The organism is Mesorhizobium sp. M4A.F.Ca.ET.050.02.1.1, from assembly GCF_003997725.1.
Lineage (GTDB): Bacteria > Pseudomonadota > Alphaproteobacteria > Rhizobiales > Rhizobiaceae > Mesorhizobium.
Genome location: NZ_RZSG01000443.1, coordinates 1 through 5,009 on the forward strand (window position 1 = coordinate 1; position 5,009 = coordinate 5,009).

5 protein-coding genes are annotated in these 5,009 nt (G+C 64.8%); 4 read left to right on the forward strand and 1 reads right to left on the reverse strand.

Annotated elements, in window-relative coordinates; translation table 11 throughout:
- The 3 genes from EOA33_RS23960 to EOA33_RS23970 all read left to right on the forward strand — a co-directional run.
- On the forward strand, positions 1–842 hold an 842-nt coding region (locus tag EOA33_RS23960; RefSeq protein WP_127406747.1), incomplete at its 5' end, for an AAA family ATPase.
- A gap of 70 nt (positions 843–912) precedes the next feature.
- The gene (locus EOA33_RS23965) at positions 913–1,269 is read left to right on the forward strand and encodes an MmcQ/YjbR family DNA-binding protein (protein ID WP_126058153.1); all 357 of its coding nucleotides are present in this window, start codon (positions 913–915) and stop codon (positions 1,267–1,269) included.
- A 133-nt stretch (positions 1,270–1,402) separates the two neighbouring features.
- On the forward strand, positions 1,403–2,890 hold the full coding sequence (locus EOA33_RS23970) for a L,D-transpeptidase family protein (RefSeq protein ID WP_126058154.1): 1,488 nt from the start codon (positions 1,403–1,405) through the stop codon (positions 2,888–2,890).
- A 232-nt stretch (positions 2,891–3,122) separates the two neighbouring features.
- On the opposite strand, the gene EOA33_RS40755 is transcribed toward EOA33_RS23970, so the two are convergent.
- Entirely contained in the window at positions 3,123–3,389 is a 267-nt protein-coding gene (locus tag EOA33_RS40755) for a TMEM175 family protein (RefSeq protein ID WP_245455374.1), read from the reverse strand.
- 358 nt (positions 3,390–3,747) lie between these two features.
- On the opposite strand from EOA33_RS40755, the gene EOA33_RS23980 reads away from it, so the two are divergent.
- On the forward strand, positions 3,748–5,009 hold a 1,262-nt coding region (locus EOA33_RS23980; RefSeq protein WP_127406748.1), incomplete at its 3' end, for an MFS transporter.

Here is a 5,009-nt window from a genome sequence, read left to right on the forward strand (position 1 = left end):
CCGGACTGCAGGATCCGAACCGGCCGATAGGCTCGTTCATGTTCCTCGGCCCGACCGGCGTCGGCAAGACCGAGCTCACCAAGGCGCTGGCCAATTTCCTGTTCGACGACGAAAACGCTTTGGTGCGCATCGACTTGTCGGAGTTCATGGAGAAGCATTCGGTCGCCCGGCTGATCGGCGCGCCTCCCGGCTATGTCGGCTATGAGGAGGGTGGCGCGCTGACCGAAGCGGTGCGGCGGCGGCCCTATCAGGTCGTGCTGTTCGATGAAATCGAGAAGGCGCATCCGGACGTGTTCAACGTGCTCCTGCAGGTGCTTGACGACGGCCGCCTGACCGATGGCCAGGGCCGCACAGTCGACTTCCGCAACACGCTGATCATCATGACCTCCAATCTCGGCGCCGAATATCTGGTCAACCTCGGCGAGGACCAGGATGTCGATGCTGTGCGAGACGAGGTGATGAGCGTGGTGAGGGCCTCCTTCCGGCCGGAGTTCCTCAACCGCGTCGACGAGGTGATCCTGTTCCACCGGCTGCGCCGGCTGGATATGGACCGCATCGTCGAGATCCAACTCAAGCGGCTGGAGAACCTGCTCACCGACCGCAAGATCGCGCTATCGCTGGATCACGACGCGATCGAGTGGCTGGCGGCCAAGGGCTACGACCCGGCCTATGGCGCGCGGCCGCTGAAGCGGGTGATGCAGAAGGAGCTGCAGGATCCGCTGGCGGAGAAGATCCTGCTCGGCGAGATCCTCGACGGCTCGACCGTCAAGGTCACCGCCGGTTCCGACCGGCTGAACTTCCGCTCGAAGCCGACGGTCGTGGCGACCGAGGCGGCGGCCTGAACCGCCTTGCCTACCCAAAGCGGCGGAGCCTGAATGGGCTTCGCCGCTTTTTCTTGAGACGCGGACGCCCATGACGCTCGACGACTACAACAGCTTCTGCGCCTCGCTGCCCCGGACGACGCATGTCGTCCAGTGGGGCGGCGCCCATGTCTGGAAGGTCGGTGGCAAGGTGTTTGCCATTGGCGGCTGGGACGAGGGCAAACAGCTCTTCGTCACCTTCAAATGTTCCGACATCGCCTATGACGTGCTGAAGGAGCAGCCAGGCTGCCGGCCCGCGCCCTATCTTGCCTCGCGCGGCATGAAATGGATCCAGCGCCAGACAAGCCAGAGCATGGATGATGCGGCGCTGAAGGACTATCTCGGCGAAAGCCACCGCCTGGTCGTCCTCAAGCTGACGAGACAGACACGCAGGGAATTGGGCCTGTAGCAGCCGGGTGTTCGCCATCTTCATGCCCGGTTCATGTTGGAACCTTAAGCTCGGTAAATGGTTTGCTGGCGAAGGGCTCGCCACAAAGGGACATGCCGCGCGGCGGCAATTACGGACCGGAGAGTTGGCCACAATGTTGCGCACGATCGTCTGCCTTTCGGCTGTTGTCGCCGGATTGGTGTCTTCCGGCGCGTTCGCGGCGCCGAGTGGCGACGGCGCGGAAAGGGAGGCCCGCGCTCCCGGCGGCATCCTTCTCGCCCAGGACGGCAACATCGACGTCTATTACGACGCCAGGGGAAACCGCGTCATAGTCGATGCCGATACCGGCAAGGTCATCGCTATCCAGCCGCCGAACACTAGGCTCGATCGCAGGGCGCTGCGCCGGCAGCTGCGGATGCAGGAGCTCGGCCGCGCGCCGGTCGAGGATGACGACCGCTACTATCTCGACGATCCCGAAGACATGGCCCGCTTCCGCCGCAGGCAGCTGGACGAGGAAGGCAGGGTGATTCCGCCGCCGGCCGACGAATACGATCCCTATGGCGACAATTCCGTGGATGCCTTTCCGCCGGTGCCGGACGATGAAGGCAACACCGCCACCTACCCGGAGGCGCCGAAGCCGAATACCGTCAAGCGCCAACCGCTGAACGAGGCGTCGATCGACCCCGCGCAGCCGGATCAGGATACGCAGGCTTCCCTGCCGCCGGACACCGGTGGCAAGGCCACGGTCGACCCGTCGCTGTCGCTCGGCGCGCGCCAGGATGTGGCGGCGCTGCAGGTGCTGCTCGATCGCGCCGGCGCGTCGCCGGGCGTGATCGACGGGCGATTCGGCTCCAATGTCGACAAGGCGCTGGCCGCCTACAACGAGATCACGGGCAGCAATCTGCGCTCGACCGACGCCGTCGGCATCCAGTCGGCGCTGGCACAGTCGGGCGGCGATGCGTTCGCCTCCTACACGATCACGCCCGAGGACGCGGCCGGTCCCTACGTCGCGTCGATCCCAGAAGACTACAGCCAGAAGGCCCAGCTCGACCGCATGGGCTACACCTCCGTCACCGAAGCGCTGGCCGAGCGTTTCCATATGGATGAGAACTATCTGAAGTCGATCAATCAGGGCCTCGATTTCAACCGCCCCGGCACGATCATCAAGGTCGCCAATTTCGGCAGGCTGGTATCGACGCCGGTTGCCCGCATCGTCGCCGACAAGGGCAAGAAGGAAGTCTTCGCCTATGACGCGGCCGGCAAGCTGGTTGCCGCCTATCCGGCCACCATCGGCTCGGCCGACACGCCGTCGCCATCGGGCATCCACACCGTGTCGCGTATCGCGCTCGATCCGAACTACACCTACAACCCGAGCATCAATTTCAAGCAGGGCCAGAACGACAAGATCCTGACCATCCCGCCGGGACCGAACGGCCCGGTTGGTTCGGTGTGGATTGCGCTGGACAAGCCGACCTACGGCATCCACGGCACCCCCGATCCCTCCAAGATCGGCAAGACCGAAAGCCATGGCTGCGTGCGCCTGACGAACTGGGATGCGCGGGAGCTCGCCAAGATCGTGTCGCCCGGCGTCACCGTGGAATTCGTCGGCGGATCTTCAGCCGATGACATTGCGCAGCAATGAGCCTCGGAGCGCGGCTGCATAGATCAGCTGCACAAGCAGGATGAAGCCGACGCTGAGCAACGGGCTAAATAGGCACAGCGCCGCGCCGACCGCCCACGGGAACTGCGCCTTGACGATTCGCAGGTAGACCGTGCGTGTCGTGTCCGCGTCGACGTCCTAGGCGATGAAGCCGTTCTTTTCCGCGTACCACCAGCTGGCGAGCAGCGTGACGCCGAGCATAAGAAGGTTCAGCCTAGGCGATCACCGCGATCCTGAACTCGAGGAAGTCGGCCAGAAGGTCGGTCGAGAACGGCAAGAGTGCGATGAAGGCGAGAAAGCACAGGTTCAACGTCGCGAGCCGCCGGTCTGATTTGGCGATCAGCCTATGCTGCGCCTGCTGGGCGAACCAGAAGATGGTCAACGTCAGGAAGCTCAGCGCATAGGTCAGGAAACGTGGCGCCAGCGCCGCGATCGCCGCCGGCAACTCGCCCTCGGAATGGACCGCTTCGTGCGGCGGCACTCTCGAGAACGATCAGAGTCAGCACGATGGCGAAGACGCCATCGGTGATGCCGATGACACGCCCGCGTGCCTCCGCCGACGGTTCGAGTGGCCGCTTCATGCGTCTCCCTCTGTTTCGATGCTGGTGAAACCTAGCACGGCGTCAGCCGTTTGCACCTAAAGCGCGTCGCGCTGAAACGGATTCAGCCGACGCGGTTTGCGGCTTTGTTTTCATGCATGTCGCTTCCCAGGGCCGCGCACGTTTTGGCTGACATGCATTGGTCGGAGTGGCCCGCCATGCGGCCAGGCCGATCTGGTTTCACAACCGCAAGCTTCTGGCTGGTTGTTGCGGGTGCCATAGGAGGTCTAAGCAGGCTCCATGAAATCTCCAGGCGAAGCTGCCGCCATTTCCCCGACCGGCTCGATCGCGAACGGCACGTTCTGCCCGCGGACGCGGCGCCGGTACGTGCTGATCGCGGCGATCCTGGCATCCGCGCTCGGCTTCATCGACGGCTCGGTCCTGGCCATCGCGATGCCGGCGCTGCGGGAAAATCTCGGCGCCAGCCTGGCCGAGGTGCAATGGATTTCCAACGCCTATGCGCTGACGCTATCGGCGCTGATCCTGGCGGGCGGTGCTGCCGGCGACCGGTTCGGCCTCAGGCGCGCGTTCGTGACCGGTATTGCGTTGTTCATCGCCACGTCGCTGGCCTGCGCGCTGGCGCCCAATGCCGGCGTGCTGGTCGCCTTCCGCGCCATCCAGGGCGTCGGCGCCGCCATCATGGTGCCGGGCAGCCTCGCCATCATCGCCAAGGCCTATCCGAAGAAGGAGCGCGGCCGGGCGATCGGCATCTGGGCCGCGGCCTCGGCGCTGACGACCGCGCTCGGTCCGGTGCTGGGCGGCCTCGTCCTGTCCACCTTCGGCAATGGTATCTGGCGGGCGATCTTCGCCATCAACCTGCCGCTGGGCCTCATCTCGATCTATCTTCTCCTGGCCAAGGTGCCGGCCGATGAGCCGACGGAAGAGCGCAGCCTCGACCTCGGCGGCGCCGGACTCGCCACGCTGGCGTTCGGATTGCTGGCCTATGGCCTGACCTCGATGAGCGCCGAGGGCGGCGGACAAATGTCCGGGCCGAGCATCGCAGCCGGCCTGGCGCTGCTTGTCGTGTTCGTTTTCTTCGAGCGCCGACAGCGCGAGCCGATGATCGACCTGTCGCTGTTTGGGATCGGCGCGTTCGCCGGAGCCAATCTTGCGACCTTCTTCCTCTATTTCGCACTGTCGGCCAATCTGTTCTATCTGCCGATGCTGCTGATTGCCGGCTGGGGGCTGAGCACGGCCGAGGTCGGCTTCATTTTCCTGCCACTGTCGGCATCGATCGCGCTGCTGTCGGGACCCGTTGGCCAGTGGTCGGATCGGATCGGGCCGAGATTCCCGATCGCCGCCGGCAGTCTGGTCGTCGCGTTTGCCTTTGCCGGGCTCGCGCTGCTCACCCATGCCGGCATCCACAATTTCTGGACCGGGACGTTTCCGCTGATGGCACTGATGGGGCTCGGCATGGCGCTGGTCGTGTCGCCGCTGTCGACCGCGGTCATGACGGCGGTCGAGGACAAGGACACCGGCGCCGCCTCGGGGATAAACAATGC